The sequence below is a fragment of the Ellagibacter isourolithinifaciens genome (assembly GCF_008831035.1).
Taxonomy (GTDB): domain Bacteria; phylum Actinomycetota; class Coriobacteriia; order Coriobacteriales; family Eggerthellaceae; genus Ellagibacter; species Ellagibacter isourolithinifaciens.
Genome location: NZ_WAJR01000019.1, coordinates 1 through 15,649, shown reverse-complemented (window position 1 = coordinate 15,649; position 15,649 = coordinate 1). Strand labels below are relative to the sequence as shown.

Sequence of the window (15,649 nt, the reverse complement as noted above, 5' to 3'; positions counted from 1 at the left end):
TTCGGTTGTTCCTTTCCATCTCGGCGCGATGCCGAGTGCATTAGCGGATGTGTGCGGGGGTGTGCCCCCAGTAGAAGTGGAGGAAGTGCTTCTTGCGCATACGTGCATCAGTGCTCGGCTCGGCTGCGGCCAGGCGCAATGCGTTGCGAGCGATGTCGATTGCCGCGTTCGGGCGGCGCAGGAAGGAGCCCTGCGTGAGCATCGCCTCCACGATGGCGGGGTTCGTATCGACATGCCCCATCGCTCCGACGAGCTCGCGCGCGGTCGTCACGTGCAGGGCGGCACCGAGCGAGGTCAGCATGCGCACGTTGATGTTCTCCTGGCCATAGGCGCGCCCGAGCAGGATCATGGGCGCCTTCGCGCAGAGGCACTCGGTCACGGTGAGCCCGCCCGGCTTGCAAATCACAAGATCGCTCGCGGCCATGAGCTCGGCCATGCCTTCCACGTACTCGAGCACCGTGGCGTTTAAAATTCCCAGCTCCTCGCATTCCCGTCGCAGATGGGCGGCGTATTCCGCGTCGGCGCCCGCCACGATCACGAGGTGGGTGTTCTTGAAACGGTGCAGGTAGGGAAGCATCTTGTCAAGCGCCTCTCGAAAGCGTACGTAGGGCGTGGGGAGATACGCGCCCGCGAGCGCCAGTACGATGCGCTTGTCCTGCGGCAGTCCGAACTTCTCGCGCCCTGCGGCCTTGTCGTAGGTCTTGCGGAACGCGGGCCGCGCGGGGATGCCCGTGATTGTGATGCGTTCTTCGGGCACTTTGCGCGGGCGCAGGGTCTCGGCCATCGACTCGTTTGCGACGCAGAAAAGGTCGCTGTGCAGATGGGGCCACATGCCCTCCGTCTCGTAATCGGTGGGGACGCATACGATGGGGAAGGACTGCCCGGTGATCATGCGCGCGCCGACGGCGACGTTGGCGGCGGTGATGTGCGTGCAGACGATGGCGAGGGGCTTGGTTTTGCGCACGTGCTCGGTGAAACGGGGGAACATGATGCGCGACCAGGCGGTGCCGCCTGCCCACAGAAGGCGCCCCGTGAGGGTGTAGCGCCAGGTGAGGTCGTAGATGGGGCGCGTCGGGCCGGTGAACATCGACGCCATCTTGTCGCCGTTCATGCGCATGCGGCCGAAGCCGAGCACGTCGAGCACTTCGACATTCAGGTCCTCAGGGCAAGGGACACCATCGCGAAGGGACGGGTCGTCGCGCAAAAGCTCGAGCGCCTGCGCGACAGCGTTCGCCGCGCTGCGATGGCCCGAGCCGACGGAGGCGTGCATCACGATGACCGTCGGGCGCGTTGCGTCGTCGGGGGTGCTGGCCCCGGGCTGCTGCTCGGATGCGTCGTCGGGCGAGCCCTCGTTTGTGTCGGCAAGCACCTGTTCGGGAGCATCTTTGCGCGCAACCCCCGATGCCCCTTCGGGCGTGGTAGGCTGCTGCGCGAGCTCGTTGTCCATTTCGCCAGTGTGTTCCATAGTTTCCATCGTAAACGCTGTGGTCTAGCTCTCGCTCGGCGTTTCGGCGGGCGCGTCTCCGCCATCGAGGAAGATCTTCCTCGTGACGAAGTTCCACACCATGACGATGAACGTGGCGCCGATCTTGGTGATGAGGTAGTGGATATGCGCGAGCTCGACGCCTGCCCACATGCAGAGGTTGTTGATGATAAGGCCGATCACCGACAAGGTCACGAAGATGATGAACTCGCGGCGCCGGCTCATCCCCTCTTTGTGGGTGAAAACGTAGCGCATTGAGGCCAGGTAGTTGAAGATGACGGACGCGGTGAAAGAAATCGTGGCGCTCACCAGGTAGTTCACGCCGAAAACTTCCGTCAAAAGAGCGAGCAGGCCGTAGTCGATGATGAAGGCGACCACGCCGACGACGCCGAATTTCATAAGCTGTGCGATAAGTTTCTTCACGATATCCGAGTGCCTTTCGAGCGCGCGTCTCAAGCGTGCGCCCCCTATGCGGTCCCAATAAGCGCGCTCAAGTCTCGCGCGCAGGCGGTTTCAGCCCGCGTGAACTCTATCACAGCGAGCTGCTCGCGGCGCGTTCTCCTCTGATTCCCTGTTTTTCCCTTGACGCCGCCTCGGTTCGGGCTTTCATCCCCTAGCATTCACTGGTTAGAAGTTTTGAGTTGCGCGCTGCGGCGCGTCGCAATGCACGTATTCGCGAGGAGTACCTACATGAGCCTTGAGGCTGCCGATAACACCACCGATCGCACGGGGAAGCCCTCCGTTGCCGTCATCATTCCCTGCTACAACGAAGCGCTCACTATCGCGAAGGTGGTCGACGACTTCAAGCGCGTCTTGCCCGACGCTTCAATCTACGTCTACGACAACAACTCCACCGACGGCACGGGCGACATCGCGCGCGAGCATGGTGCGCAGGTTCGCGTCGAGCGTCGCCAGGGGAAGGGCAACGTCGTGCGTCAGATGATGCGCGATATCGACGCCGACTACTACATTATGGTTGACGGCGACGACACCTATCCCGCCGAGGCCGCGCCCGAGCTTTTGGCGCCGCTTATGAACGACGAGGCCGACATGGTGGTGGGCGACCGTCTGTCAAACGGCACTTACGGCGAGGAAAACGATCGCGCCTTCCACGGCTTTGGAAACAATCTCGTCCGTTTCCTCATCAAGGCGATCTACGGGTTCGAGTTCTCCGACGTCATGACGGGGTATCGCGCCTACAACGAGGTGTTCGCGAAGTCGATGCCGGTGCTCTCGCCGGGGTTCGAGATCGAGACGGAGCTGTCGATCCACGCGGTCGACAAGCGATGGCGCATCGCTGAGGTTCCTATCGATTATCGCGACCGTCCCGAGGGCTCCGAAAGCAAGCTCAATACCTTCTCCGACGGCATGAAGGTGCTCATGATGATTCTCTCGCTGTTCAAAGATTACCGCCCGCTCGCGCTCTTCTCGCTTCTGGGCCTATTGCTGTGCGTGGTCGGCCTTCTGTTCGGCGTGCCTGTGATCTGGGAGTTCGCTCATACGGGGCTCGTCCCGAAGCTGCCGACCGCGCTTTTGGCCGTGGCGTTCATCTTCTTGGGGATGATGTCGTTCTCGTGCGGCCTGATCCTGGACACGGTGGTGAAGGGAGCGCGCAAGCAATACGAGCTCGAGGTCACGCGCATTTACGAGGAATGCGGCAAGACCACGCACGCATAGCTGCGGAATAAGTTGGTGGCAGCGTCCCGCCGCGCCCGCAGCCTCAGGTGGTGGCGTCGAGCGTGCCCAGGCGGTCCCGCGCCGTGTGCTCGCTCAGCGTGCGGCGGCTTCAACCCTCTTTGTGTATCGGGACGTGGGCATATGCGATTGCAGGCGAACTGCGGCTTTCCTAACAGGTGTTTTGTGCCGCCTGAGTAGTCATTCCGCCTTTCTCCCCACAAAAAGTATCTCGTGGGTTACCATTAGCCACGTATAACTTTCAAGCTTCGCATGAATGAAAACGGGGAAGACGTGTTCGATAAACGTTTGCTTTCGATGGTGCCGGGCGCTGTCAAGTTCATCGTCGCCGACGTGGCGCTTCAATGGGTGGCCCTTGCGTGCAATATCGCGCTGTTCGTGGTCATCGGCCTGTTCTTGCAGGCGACGCTCGAGGGCGCGGCTGACGCAGGCATGGCGATTGGTGTGCTTACGGCGTCGGCGGCGGCAATCGTAGTGCGCATGGTGTGCCAGACGGCGGCGCAGCGCATGGGCCGTAAGGCCGCTTCTTGCGCGAAATGTTCCATCCGCCAGCAGGTCTACGACAAGCTCGCAGCGCTCGGGCCCGCTTACAGCGAGACTGTGGCGACGGCCGTCGCCGTGCAGGTGAGCGTCGAGGGCACCGAGCAGCTCGAGAGCTACTTCGGCCAATACCTGCCGCAGCTTTTCTACGCCCTGCTCGCCCCCTTGACGCTGTTCGTGGCGCTTTCGCCCCTGTCGCTTCCCGCTGCCGTGGCGCTGCTCGTGTGCGTGCCGCTCATTCCCGCATCCATCGTCTGCGTGCAGAAAATTGCGCGCCGTACCATGCGCAACTACTGGGGCAGCTACACCGATCTGGGCAGCATGTTCCTCGAAGCGATCCAGGGCCTCACGACCCTCAAGATCTATTCCGCCGACGCGCGCAAGCACGAGGAGATGAACGGGGCGGCAGAGAGCTTCCGCAAGGCGACGATGCGCCTGCTCACGATGCAGTTGAACTCGATCACTGTCATGGATCTCTTTGCGTTCGGCGGCGCGGCGGTGGGAATGGTCGCCGTGCTGTGGCAGTTCTCGTGCGGCGCGGCGACGTTCGCGGCGGCTTTCTCCATCGTGTTTCTGTCGAGCGAGTTCTTCATCCCCATGCGCACGCTGGGCTCGTTCTTCCACACGGCCATGGGCGGCATGGCTGCGGCGGAGAAGATGTATGCAATCCTCGATGCGCCCCTGCCCGTCGACGGCGCCTGCGAGGTCGATCCGCACGATGCGCGCGTGGAATGCCGCGGTGTCGGGTACTCCTACGACGGGAAGCGCCAGGTGCTTGAGGGGGTTGACTTCTCGGCGCCGTGCGGCAGCTTCATCGGCGTGACGGGCGAGAGCGGTTCGGGCAAGTCGACGCTTGCGGGCATTTTGTCGGGCACGAACGCGCGCTATACGGGCGAGGTCAGCATTGGCGGGATCGATTTGCGCGATATCTCGGCCGAGTCGCTGCGCAAGACCATCACCACGGTGCCTTTTTCGAGCTACGTGTTCAAGGGAACGCTTCGCTCGAACTTGCTGCTTGCCAAGCCCGACGCGGGCGACGAGGAGCTGTGGAGGGCCCTCGCGAAGTGCCGGCTGGCGGGTTTTGTGCGCGAATCAGGTGGGCTCGACATGGAGATTGCAGCCGAGGGAGCGAACCTTTCGGGCGGCCAGCGCCAGCGCCTGGCGTTCGCCCGGGCACTGCTGCACGATTCGCCCATCTACATCTTCGACGAGGCCACGAGCAATATCGACGCCGAAAGCGAGGCCGCTATCATTTCAGCCGCGAGCGAGCTTGCGGGCAGCCACACGGTCATCATGATCTCGCACCGCTTGTCGGCAATCGAGCAAGCCGATGCGATTTATGTCCTTGAGCAGGGAAAACTCGCGGAGCATGGCACGCACTCCCAGCTGCTCGCACGGGAAGGCGCCTATGCGCGGCTGTGGGAGAGCCAGTCGCAGTTGGAGGCGTTCGCGCAGAGCGACGGGGATGCCGCCTCGAGCGCGGTGACCCCGAGCGCGGTTTCGGGCGTGGACGCTCTGGAGATGCCGGGCGAAGCCGGTGAGCCGGTTTGCGCCGCGGGTACCGACCGACGTGGGGCGTCGGGCACCGCAGCGCCGCGCCGCCGCTCCAATTTCTCCATCATGGCGCGGCTTGTGGGGCTTACGCGCCCGCTTCTTCCCGTGATGGCGCTTGCCATCGTGCTGGGCGTGCTCGGCTTTCTCGCGGCGATCTTCCTCACTGTGTTCGCAGCGTACGGCCTGCTCGGCGCGGCGGGCGTGTGGGGTGCGCTCCCCATGGGCGCGGCGTGCGCGCTCGTGGTCGTGTGCGGCGTGGTCCGCGGGCCGCTTCGCTACGGCGAGCAGCTGTGCAACCACTACCTGGCGTTCAAGATCCTCGCGCTTGTGCGTGACAAGGTGTTCGGCAAGATGCGCACGCTTGCGCCCGCAAAGCTCGAGGGCCGCGACAAGGGTGACCTTGTGTCCCTGCTCACAGGCGACATCGAGCTTCTCGAGGTGTTCTATGCGCACACGCTCTCGCCCGCAGCGATTGCCCTTGTCGTGTCGGTCGTCATGGTGGCGTTCACGGCGACGCTCTCGCCGCTTTTGGCCCTCTACGCGGCCTTCTCCTATGCGGTCGTGGGCATTGCGGTGCCGTGGATCTCGTCGAAGGCGAGCGGCACGGGCGGGCGCGAGGTGCGCGACGCCATCGGCTCCATGAACGCGTTCGTGCTCGACAGCCTGCGCGGTCTGCGCGAAACGCTGCAGTTCGGGCGCGCCGCCGACCGCGCACACGAGCTGGCTTGCCGCATGGGCAGCCTCGCCAAGGTGGAAGGACGCCTGAAGGATCGCACGGCGGCGGCCATGGCGGCGACGGGTGCGGTGGTGCTCGCGCTCGATATGGGCATGCTGCTTGCGGCGATGCACCTGGCGAACGGCGGGATGATCGCCTTCGGTCCGGCGGCGATTGCGTGTGCGGCGCTCATGTCGTCGTTCGGCCCGGTCATCGCCGTGGCGAACCTGGGTTCGACGCTGCAGCAGACGCTCGCATCGGGCGCTCGTGTGCTCGATGTGCTCGACGAGAGCCCGCAGACCGAGGAGATAGAAGAAGGCGCGTCACTTGACGGGTTCGACGGTGCCGCGGCAAGCCATGCCGACTTCTCGTACGGCGATGCGTGCGTGCTCTCCGATGTCGAGTTGAGTATCAGGCCCGGTCAGGTGGTTCGCATCGCGGGTCGCTCGGGGTCAGGGAAGTCGACCCTGCTCAAACTGTTCATGCGCTTCTGGGACGTCGATAGTGGCGCCATCGAAGTGTCGGGGCACGACGTTCGCCGCGTAGCCACCGCGAGCTTGCGCCAGGTGGAGGGTTTCATGACGCAGGAGACGCACCTGTTCGCGGGCACCGTTCGCGACAACCTTGCCTTCGCGAAACCGGGCGCGAGCGATAAGGAAATCATGGCGGCGTGCGAGAAGGCCTCCATCGCCGACTTCGTTCGCAGGCTTCCTTCGGGTCTCGATACCCAGGTGGGCGAGCTGGGCGACGCGCTTTCGGGCGGCGAGCGCCAGCGGCTGGGCCTCGCGCGCATGTTCCTGCACGACGCCCCCTTCGTGCTGCTTGATGAGCCCACGAGCAACCTGGATGCCCTGAACGAGGCCGCCGTGCTGCGGGCGCTCGCCGGCAATCGAGCGGGGAAGACGGTGCTGCTCGTGAGCCATCGTCCAAGCGCCGCTGCCATCGCAGATGCCACCTACTCGGTCGAGCACGGCCGGGTGTCTTAAACCTGTCGCCGTATTATCCGGTTAGCCTCGCAATAAGAAACGCCAGGTCTTGCGGCCTGGCGTTTTCATTCTACTCTGGTGCCCCTGGCAGGATTCGAACCTGTGGCTTTCTGCTCCGGAGGCAGACGCTCTATCCCCTGAGCTACAGGGGCACAACCCAGGAATTATACGCTATCATGGGTGAATCGCAAACATCGATATCGAAAATGAGGGAGAACGGGCAAGGGCATGGGAGAAATCGTAACGATCGAGCGCATGGGATTCGGCCCCGAGGCGGTCGCGCATCTCGCGAGCGGGAAGGCCGTGTTCGTCGAAGGCGGCGCACCGGGCGACGTGCTCGCTATCGAGCTGACGGAGGAGAAGCACTCTTTCGCCCGCGCGCGCATCGTCGAGGTGAAAGAGCCTGCGGCGTGCCGTGTGGCCCCCACCTGGGCGGAGCCGTCCTCGCAAGGAGTCGCCCCCTGGCAGCATCTCGTTTACGAGACCCAGCTTGCCTCGAAGACTGACAACGTCGTTGCGGCGCTTTCGCGCACGGCCGGCTTCGGGGACGAGCGCGCGGCTGCTCTCGTGCGCCCTTGTCTGGGAAGCAAGCGGCAGTGGGGATATCGCAACAAGATTGAGCTCGGCGCGGCGTTCGATGCGGCGGGCATGTTCCAGCTGGGCTTCCACGATGAAGGTTGTCAAGACGTTGTCGCGAGCGCTACGTGCCCGGTTGCCTACAAGCAGATCGAGCGTGCCCCTAAGGCGCTGCGCGGGGCGCTCCGCTTCGCACAAGGTGCGGACGACCTGGGTATTTTCCGCGTTGGCGTGCGACATAGCGTGCGCACCCACAGCACCGAGGTCGCACTTTGGACGACGCCCGCCGCCTTCCCGCGCGGCCATGTGGCTAACATCCTCAAGGGGTCGTTCAAGGCCACGAGCATCGTGCGCGTGCTTGCCGACCCGGGTCGCGCGCGCAAGATCAAGGGAGTGGAGGTGCTCGACGGCAAGGGCTTTTGGGAGGAGAAGCTGCTCGGCTTCACCTTCCGTGTGGCGGCGCCGTCGTTTTTCCAGGTGAACACCGCGCAGGCAGAAAAGCTCATCGGCGAGGTCATTCGCGGGCTCGGTGGGGAAGTGGGCGATGAGGGGCCTGTCGGCCTTGACGAGACGCTCATTGCCGATCTGTACTCGGGTGGCGGCACGTTCTCCATTCCGCTTGCAGCGGCGGGTGCCGATGTGATTGCCGTCGAGTCGGCGGGAAGTTCCGTGCGCGACTTGCGCCGCAACGCCGATGCCAACGGGGTCGACATCGAGATTATCGGCGGCGATGCGGCCCGCGAGCTTCCCGAGCTGGGCGAGCTCGACGCGCTCGTCGTCGATCCGCCGCGTGCGGGCCTGGCAGACGGCGTGGTGGAGAGCATCGCCGCGGCGTGCCCCGAGCGCGTGGCGTACGTGAGCTGCAATCCCGCGACATGGGCGCGTGACGTGGCCCGATTCGAGGAAAATGGCTACAAGCTGCTTTACGCGCAGCCGGTCGATTTGTTCCCCCAGACCTATCACGTCGAGGTCGTGAGCATTTTTGTGCAGAAAAATGCAAAATAGTTCTTGCCAAGGGCCGCGACCTTTGCGATAATATCCTGGCTGCTTTCGCAAGGAAGCGACTTCGTCCCCATAGTCTAGAGGTTAGGACGCGGCCCTTTCAAGGCTGAGACACGAGTTCGATTCTCGTTGGGGGCACCATTTAAAACAAACGGGCTGGTAGTTATCTTCCAGCCCGTTTTTCGTATGCGCGCCAAAACGGCGGTAGTTGTTCCTTTGCCCCTTACCCGCGTATCTTCTGGTTTTGCCTTCGTTTGCGAACATTGCGGTTTTTGCATCATGTTCGCCGCATACTGGTAGAATACAGGTTCGTATGCAATCATCTGCTCGCCGTGCAGCCTGGTAGGCCGCCCTGCGAGTCAAGGAAACGCAAAGGAGTCGCCTTATGGCGTTGTACACCCCCGAATACAAGCCGAACGGCAACGAAATCGCCGTCCTCACCACCTCCAAGGGAACTATCCGCGTGCAACTCGCCGGCAACGATGCCCCCATCCACGTGGGCAACTTCGTCGAGCTTTCCCAGAAGGGCTACTACGACGGCCTGAAGTTCCACCGTTACGTCCCTGGCTTTGTCATCCAGGGCGGCTGCCCGAACACGCGTGACCTCACGCCCGAGCAGGTCATCAATGAAGGTTCTCGTCGCGGCTGCGGCACGGGCAACCCGGGCTATTCCATCCATGAGGAGTACACCACCAACCCGAACAATGTGCACAAGGACGGCACGCTCGCCATGGCCCGCTCGCAGAACCCCAACTCCGCGGGCTCCCAGTTCTACTTCTGCCTGGGCGCGCAGCCCTTCCTCGATGACGGTTACACCGTGTTCGGCCAGACCATCGAGGGCAAAGACGTCATCGGTCAGCTTCGCGTGGGCGATGTGATCGAGAAGATCGAGATCGAGAACGCCAACGAATAAACCGATATCCCGGCATTCTGCCCGGATCAAAGGAACCAGATGAACTACGAGCTTTTCAGCAAAGCGCAATCTCTCTACGACGCCAAGGATTTCCAGGGCGCGCTCATGGCGTTCACGCAGTGCCTGCAGGATGAGGCTATGCCGCCGGCGCCTGGCGAGACGGGGCGTTTGTACCACCAGATCGGCAACTGCCTGATCAAGCTGAGGGATGCCAACGAGGCCATCCAAGCGTACACACAGGCCGTGGCCGATCCCGCCTACGACATGAAGGGCGCGGTCGATTGCAATCTCGGCATGGCATATGCGTCGCTCCACGACTACGACAACGCGGTGCACTATTTCGAGGCCGCGGTGGCCGACGAGGGATACGACGCGCGTTACAAGGCCTACATCGGCATGGGCAACGCGTACATGAAGGTGGGCAAGACCGCAGAGGCGGGCGTCGCGTTTCGCGAGGCAGCGCTTGACGAGGGCAATCCCGATCCCACGAAGGCGCTGCTCAACCTGGGTGTTTGCTTCATGGCTCTCAATCGTCCGGCGGATGCGGTCGCGTCCTATGAGAGCGCGTTCCAATTCGATATGTCTCAGGCGATGAAGAACAAGCTCAACGCAAATCTGGGCCAGGCCTATGTCGCGTGCGGCGAGATGGCGAAGGCAGTCACCGCATTCGAGTCGGCAATCGCCGACAAGACGTACTATCTCTCCGACTCCGCGAGCGTTGACTACCAGCGCGCGGTAGGCGCTGTGGCTCAGGGGACGTCTTCCCAGCCCACGCAGGTGCTCGCGCCTGTCGACATGTCGGGCTTCGACGTGGTCGCCGATGGTACGGCGGTATATCCCGAGGCTGAAAGCTACCCTGCTGAAGCAGTTCCTCAGGATCCGTACTATTACGACGACGGCCCCATGGAAGGCGCGCCGGGTTATCCGGAAGCTTACGCGGACGGCAACGACGACCGCTTTTTCACCGCGAGTGACGAAGAGCTCGAGCAGTGGTCGCGCGGCATCGCCAAGCAGGAGCGCAAGCGCAGAAACGTCGGCCTCAAGATCGTGGTGGCCATCATCATCGTGATCATCCTCGCGCTCGGCGCCGCCGTGTTCGCCTACACCCAAGGCTACGGCTTCCCGACGCAGGAAAGCGTTGCCAAGGAGCTGCTCGCGAACCCGTCCGGCTCCGATGCCCTGTTCTCGAAGGACGTCGAGGACGTCGATTCGCTCACGGGCCCGATCGTGACCGACTCCTCCGCAGAGGTGCTCGGCGTCGACAAGTCGATGAGCAACTCGACCGTCTACGTGAAGGCGACCACCGATCAGGGCGGGGAAGTGCAATACAAGATTTCGATGGTTCGCGATCTCGTCGGTTGGAAGATTTCGAACGTTGAGCTTTATTTCCCCAGCCAAAATTAACTATTTCGCGCGCTTTGGGCGCGTGGGAATAAAACGTAGCGAACAAGAAAGGTAACAAGCATGGCAATCGAGAAGACCTACAACATGATCAAGCCCGACGGTGTGCGCAACGGCCACATCGGCGAGATCATCTCCCGCATCGAGCGCGTTGGCCTCACGATCGAGCGCATGGAGCTCGGCATGGTGACGCTCGAAGAGGCAGAGGCGAACTACGGCGAGCACAAGGGCAAGCCGTTCTACGAGGGTCTTATCTCCTACATCACGTCCGGCCCGGTTGTGAAGATGGTTGTTTCCGGCGAGAACGCCGTGGCTACCATGCGCAAGCTCATGGGTGCCACCAATTGCGCCGATGCTGCTCCTGGCACCATCCGCGGCGACTTCGGCCTGACCGTCGACGAGAACGTCATCCATGGCTCCGACTCCGTCGAGTCCGCTGAGCGCGAGATTAAGGTGTTCTTCGGCGCATAAGCTGCAATTGAGCGAGCGTCTTCGGGCGCACTCTCGCGCCTCCCAAGCGCATCCGAAAGCCGGCAAGCCCTCATGGCTTGCCGGCTTTTCTGCGTTTCGAGGGGTGAGACGGTAGCGCGCAGACACGAAATCCCATCCATCCCGAGTCGGGGAAACGCGCCATTGGTCGATACGTTGCTCTTGGGGTGCGCTTGTCGGAGTAGCATGATACGCGCACGAAGTAATCCCAGACGAGATAAGGATGCGTGCGTATGCTCTATCGAGTTATCGACGCGAGCGAGCTCCCTTCGCTTGTGTCGGCCTTCTTGGAAACCTATGAGGTGATTGCGCCGGTCAAGAGCGGCATGAGTCATGCGTACTCTACGGTTGAATCGTTCGAGGAAATCGCGCTCGATTACACGACCACCATCACCCCGCTGAAGAAGCTCTTCTTGCCGGTGCGCGAGACGCTTCTCACCTTCGACACAGAGACCAACGACGTCACCGAGTATTCGGAGCCCGTCGCACCGCGCGTCGTGTTCGGCGCCCATGCGTGTGACATCAATGCGCTCAACAGCCTTGACCTGGTGTTCCGCGACGGACCGTACCCCGATCCATACTATACGGCGCGCCGCAACGCCACGCTTATCGTGGGCATCAGTTGCATGCCGACCGACACCTGCTTCTGCCATCTGTGGGGCTCCGACGAGGCGCGCTTCGGTTACGATTTGTTCCTGCAGGATATTGGCGGGAAGTACCTGGTGAGCATCTCGAGTGTCGAGGCTGCGAACATCCTGGAGGCGGCATGCTCTCCTCGTGAGGCGACCGATGAGGAGCGGGCGGAGTTCCGCCATGTCACGCGCCGTCGTCAGGAGGCCTTCAACAAGGAAATTCCCGACATCCAGGAAGTCGCCATGCTGATGGATGCCTTCCATTCCGACCCCTTCTGGGAGGAACTCGGCGGACGCTGCCTGTCGTGCACCGCGTGCGCCTCGGCGTGCCCAACGTGCTACTGCTTCGATATCCGCGACGTGCGCACCCCCGACGGAAAGCACGGCTCGCGCGAGCGCGTGTGGGACTGCTGCATGAACCCGCAGTTCGCCGTCGTGGCGGGCGGGCACAACTTCCGACCCGACGGGCGCAACCGCGTGCGCCATCGCATGTATCACAAGCTCAACGGCTTTCTTGCCACGCACGACCGCATGCTCTGCGTGGGATGCGGGCGCTGCGTGCGCGCTTGCAAGGCCAATATCAATCCCATCGAGGTGCTGAAGTTCTTCGAGCGAAAGGGGGCAGACGATGCCGAATAACGTTGCAGCCTCCGCAATCGAGGTGCATCCCTTCCATGACGCCGGGTCTCCGATGACCGGCGCCGAGCGCATGGCCGCGAACCCGTATCGCCCGTGGCCGGCGCGCATCACGTCGATCACCGAGCTCACCGCGACCGAGAAGCTCTTCGAGTTCCGCCTGGTCGACGAATGCATCCGCAACGCGTTCCATCATGAGCCCGGCCAGTTCGTCGAGCTTTCCATCTTCGGGGTGGGCGAGGCGCCTATCTCGATCTCGTCCTCGCCATCGAAGAGCGGCTTCATCGAGCTGTGCGTGCGCCGCGCGGGCCGCTTCACCGAGGCGCTCCACAAGATGCAGTGCGGCGACATCGTGGGCATCCGCGGGCCTTTCGGGCGTGGCTTTCCCTTCGAGAAGATGCGCGGCCACGACATCCTGCTCGTGGCGGGCGGCCTTGGCATCGCGCCGCTTCGTAGCCTTATCAACAACATTCACGACGAGCGTTCCGACTTCGGCAAGGTCACCATCATCTACGGCAGCAAGACGCCGCAGGAAGTGATGTTCCGCAACCAGTTCGAGATGTGGCGCCATCGCAAGGATTTTGACCTTTACCTTACCGTCGATCACGCCGACGAGACCTGGGACGGCGAGGAAGGCCTGGTCACCAAGCCGTTCGAGCACCTCGAGATCAATCCCGACACCACGTTTGGTGCGCTGTGCGGACCTCCGGTGATGTATCGGTTCGTCGTGCAGGAGATGCGCAAGAAGGGCATTTCCTACGACCACATCTACATGAGCTTCGAGCGGCATATGAAATGCGGCATGGGCAAATGCGGCCACTGCCAAATCGGGCACCAGTACTGCTGTATCGACGGGCCCGTGTTCAACTACTGGGAAGCCAAGAACATCCAGGGGTCGATGTAGCATGAGCAATCTTGAATTCGAGCGCGAGCGCCCGGCTGCACCGCGCGTCGTCGTGGTGGGCCTGGCGAGCTGCTTTGGCTGCCAGCTCCAGATCACCAACGCCGAGCCCTACCTGCTCGACGTGCTGGGCCAGATTGACCTGTGCTATTGGCAGCTTGCCTCGAGCGATCCCATGCCCGAGGAATTTGACGTGGCGGTAATCGAGGGCGCGGCGACGACCGCCGAGGCCATCGAGACCCTCAAGGCCGTGCGCAAGAAGGCGAGCGCGGTGATTGCCGTGGGGGCATGCGCCACGACGGCGGGTATCCCCGGCATGGCGGCGGGCAATGTGGAGGCGGGTGCCGCTGCCGTCTACGGCGAGGCGGGTGTGCCTGAGGCGTGCGGCGAGCTTGTCGATCCTGCGCCCATCTCGGCATACATTGATGTCGATTTCGAGGTGCTCTGCTGCCCGATCGACACCTTCGCCTTCATCGACGTGCTGCAGCGCGCGATTTACGGCTCGAATCGCTTGCCGCAGACGGCGACGCTGTGCGGCGAGTGCAAGCACAACGACCGCGGATGCTTCTTCGGCCGCGGCATTTTGTGCCTGGGGCTCGTCACGCGCTGCGGGTGCGGTGCGCGCTGCACGTCGCTTGGCCGTCCCTGCAACGGCTGCGCGGGTCTTTCCCCCGATGCGAACGTGGCCGCCGCGCGGGCGGTGTGCGCCGAGTCGGGCGTGAGCGTTGCGGCCTTCGACGAGGCCCTTCAGATGTTCAATTACGTGAACCCAGCCCTTTCCGAGGCGAGCGAGGAGTAGACGCAAGATGAGATGTTCGATCAACGTTGACCATATCGCGCGTATCGAGGGCCACGGCAATATCCACCTCGCGATCGAGGATGGCGCGGTCGCGACCTGCGAGATGAACGTCGTGGAGCCGGCGCGCCTGTTCGAGAGCATGGTGCGCGGCCGCACGTTTTCCGAGATACCCTATATCGCCTCGCGCATCTGCGGCATCTGCTCGGCAAGCCATGTTGTCACCGATCTTTTGGCCATCGAGCGCGTCTTCGGCATCGAGGTGAGCGACCGCACGCATGCCCTGCGCGAGCTCTTGATTTACGGGTCGTACTTGCAGAATCACGCGACGCACCTGTTCGTGTTCGCCGCGCCCGACTTCACGGGGCATGCGAGCGTGTTCCCGCTGGCCACCGAGGCACCCGAGCTGTTTAATCAGGCGCTTGCCTTAAAGGCATTGGGCAACGAGCTCTGCACGAAGGTGGGTGGGCGCTCCGTGCACCCGATCACGGCGGTCGTGGGCGGCTTCACGAACGAGATCTCGCGCGATGAGTACTTGGCGCTCGCTGAGAAGATGGAGGCGATGCTGCCCTTCGCCGAGCAGACGGTCGACCTGTTCAACAGCTTCCCTGTTCCCGATATCGAAACGGCGGGCGACATGCTCGCCATGGTTCAGGAAGGACACTACCCGGTGTGCACCTCGCGCGACGCGCGGTTCGTGGGCACGGGGGAAACCTTCGACGCCGACGACCACGAGGCTCGTGTCGAGGAATACGCCGTGCCGCATTCCGGCGCGCTCTTCGCGCGTTCTCGCTTGTCCCGAAAGCCGTACATGACGGCGTCGCTCGCGCGCATCAACGCGTCGTGGGGCCAGCTCGGTCAGCGTGCGCGACTTGCCGCTGCAAAGGCGGGGCTTCGTCCGCCGGAGCGCAACCCCTTCCGCAACAACGTCGCGCAGGCAGTCGAGCTCGTCGATGCGCTCGATCGCTGCGCGGGCATAGCGCGAAGGCTCGCCGAGGGCGACAGCTGCTTTGCGGGTTCAAGCGAGCCTGTGCCCTTCACAGTGCGCGCCGGTCGCGCGACCGGGTTCACCGAGGCTCCGCGAGGCGTGCTCTTCCATGACCTGGAGCTCGACGAGGAAGGCCGTGTGAAGCATGCGTCGATTCTCACGCCCACGGCGCAAAACGTCGCAAACCTCGAAGGCGACATGCGCGTTCTCGCCGAGAAGATGGTGGCGGAAGGCGCCGCCGAGGCCGATATCCGCCTGCGGGTGGAAGAGCTCGTGCGAGCCTACGACCCCTGCCTCTCCTGCAGCGTTCACTAAAGGCGAAAGCTGGCTTCCGAGATGGGC

At 63.1% G+C, this 15,649-nt stretch carries 12 protein-coding genes and 2 tRNA genes; 11 read left to right on the top strand and 3 right to left on the bottom strand.

The window, feature by feature from the left end; translation table 11 throughout:
* Positions 1–40: 40 nt before the first annotated feature.
* The gene (locus tag F8C90_RS07655) at positions 41–1,465 is read right to left on the bottom strand and encodes an MGDG synthase family glycosyltransferase (protein WP_246155850.1); all 1,425 of its coding nucleotides are present in this window, start codon (positions 1,463–1,465) and stop codon (positions 41–43) included.
* Positions 1,466–1,489: 24 nt separating this feature from the next.
* The gene (locus F8C90_RS07650; protein ID WP_158049930.1) at positions 1,490–1,906 is read right to left on the bottom strand and encodes a GtrA family protein; all 417 of its coding nucleotides are present in this window, start codon (positions 1,904–1,906) and stop codon (positions 1,490–1,492) included.
* A 267-nt stretch (positions 1,907–2,173) separates the two neighbouring features.
* On the opposite strand from F8C90_RS07650, the gene F8C90_RS07645 reads away from it, so the two are divergent.
* Both F8C90_RS07645 and cydC read left to right on the top strand, forming a co-directional pair.
* On the top strand, positions 2,174–3,160 hold the full coding sequence (locus tag F8C90_RS07645) for a glycosyltransferase family 2 protein (RefSeq protein WP_158049929.1): 987 nt from the start codon (positions 2,174–2,176) through the stop codon (positions 3,158–3,160).
* A gap of 291 nt (positions 3,161–3,451) precedes the next feature.
* Positions 3,452–6,973: a thiol reductant ABC exporter subunit CydC gene (gene cydC, locus F8C90_RS07640; RefSeq protein WP_158049949.1), complete on the top strand. Its 3,522-nt coding sequence runs from the start codon at positions 3,452–3,454 to the stop codon at positions 6,971–6,973.
* 76 nt (positions 6,974–7,049) lie between these two features.
* Here cydC and F8C90_RS07635 read toward each other — a convergent pair.
* Positions 7,050–7,125 (bottom strand) — tRNA-Arg (locus F8C90_RS07635).
* A gap of 76 nt (positions 7,126–7,201) precedes the next feature.
* Between F8C90_RS07635 and rlmD the strand changes: the two genes are divergently transcribed.
* From rlmD to F8C90_RS07590, 9 genes are all read left to right on the top strand, one after another.
* Positions 7,202–8,554: a 23S rRNA (uracil(1939)-C(5))-methyltransferase RlmD gene (rlmD, locus tag F8C90_RS07630; protein ID WP_158049928.1), complete on the top strand. Its 1,353-nt coding sequence runs from the start codon at positions 7,202–7,204 to the stop codon at positions 8,552–8,554.
* 63 nt (positions 8,555–8,617) lie between these two features.
* Positions 8,618–8,692, top strand: a tRNA-Glu gene (locus F8C90_RS07625).
* 244 nt (positions 8,693–8,936) lie between these two features.
* On the top strand, positions 8,937–9,464 hold the full coding sequence (locus F8C90_RS07620; protein WP_158049927.1) for a peptidylprolyl isomerase: 528 nt from the start codon (positions 8,937–8,939) through the stop codon (positions 9,462–9,464).
* 39 nt (positions 9,465–9,503) lie between these two features.
* Positions 9,504–10,868, top strand: a complete 1,365-nt coding sequence (locus F8C90_RS07615) for a tetratricopeptide repeat protein (RefSeq protein WP_158049926.1) — start codon at positions 9,504–9,506, stop codon at positions 10,866–10,868.
* Positions 10,869–10,928: 60 nt separating this feature from the next.
* Entirely contained in the window at positions 10,929–11,336 is a 408-nt protein-coding gene (gene ndk / locus F8C90_RS07610) for a nucleoside-diphosphate kinase (RefSeq protein ID WP_158049925.1), read from the top strand.
* A 251-nt stretch (positions 11,337–11,587) separates the two neighbouring features.
* Positions 11,588–12,625 carry a 4Fe-4S dicluster domain-containing protein gene (locus F8C90_RS07605; protein WP_158049924.1) on the top strand — a complete coding sequence of 346 codons (1,038 nt, stop codon included), beginning with the start codon at positions 11,588–11,590 and terminating at the stop codon, positions 12,623–12,625.
* Positions 12,615–13,526 carry an FAD/NAD(P)-binding protein gene (locus F8C90_RS07600; RefSeq protein WP_158049923.1) on the top strand — a complete coding sequence of 304 codons (912 nt, stop codon included), beginning with the start codon at positions 12,615–12,617 and terminating at the stop codon, positions 13,524–13,526. The genes F8C90_RS07605 and F8C90_RS07600 overlap by 11 nt, the downstream gene beginning before the upstream one ends.
* A gap of 1 nt (position 13,527) precedes the next feature.
* On the top strand, positions 13,528–14,322 hold the full coding sequence (locus tag F8C90_RS07595) for an NADH-quinone oxidoreductase subunit B family protein (protein ID WP_158049922.1): 795 nt from the start codon (positions 13,528–13,530) through the stop codon (positions 14,320–14,322).
* Positions 14,323–14,329: 7 nt separating this feature from the next.
* Positions 14,330–15,622: a Ni/Fe hydrogenase subunit alpha gene (locus F8C90_RS07590; protein ID WP_158049921.1), complete on the top strand. Its 1,293-nt coding sequence runs from the start codon at positions 14,330–14,332 to the stop codon at positions 15,620–15,622.
* Positions 15,623–15,649: the final 27 nt, after the last annotated feature.

Bases quoted from the DNA above. Each gene is read 5' to 3' on its own strand.
- F8C90_RS07655 (WP_246155850.1), bottom strand. From the start codon at position 1,465: ATGGAACACACTGGCGAAATGGACAACGAGCTCGCGCAGCAGCCTACC.
- F8C90_RS07645 (WP_158049929.1), top strand. From the start codon at position 2,174: ATGAGCCTTGAGGCTGCCGATAACACCACCGATCGCACGGGGAAGCCC.
- rlmD (WP_158049928.1), top strand. From the start codon at position 7,202: ATGGGAGAAATCGTAACGATCGAGCGCATGGGATTCGGCCCCGAGGCG.
- F8C90_RS07620 (WP_158049927.1), top strand. From the start codon at position 8,937: ATGGCGTTGTACACCCCCGAATACAAGCCGAACGGCAACGAAATCGCC.
- F8C90_RS07615 (WP_158049926.1), top strand. From the start codon at position 9,504: ATGAACTACGAGCTTTTCAGCAAAGCGCAATCTCTCTACGACGCCAAG.
- ndk (WP_158049925.1), top strand. From the start codon at position 10,929: ATGGCAATCGAGAAGACCTACAACATGATCAAGCCCGACGGTGTGCGC.
- F8C90_RS07605 (WP_158049924.1), top strand. From the start codon at position 11,588: ATGCTCTATCGAGTTATCGACGCGAGCGAGCTCCCTTCGCTTGTGTCG.
- F8C90_RS07600 (WP_158049923.1), top strand. From the start codon at position 12,615: ATGCCGAATAACGTTGCAGCCTCCGCAATCGAGGTGCATCCCTTCCAT.
- F8C90_RS07595 (WP_158049922.1), top strand. From the start codon at position 13,528: ATGAGCAATCTTGAATTCGAGCGCGAGCGCCCGGCTGCACCGCGCGTC.
- F8C90_RS07590 (WP_158049921.1), top strand. From the start codon at position 14,330: ATGAGATGTTCGATCAACGTTGACCATATCGCGCGTATCGAGGGCCAC.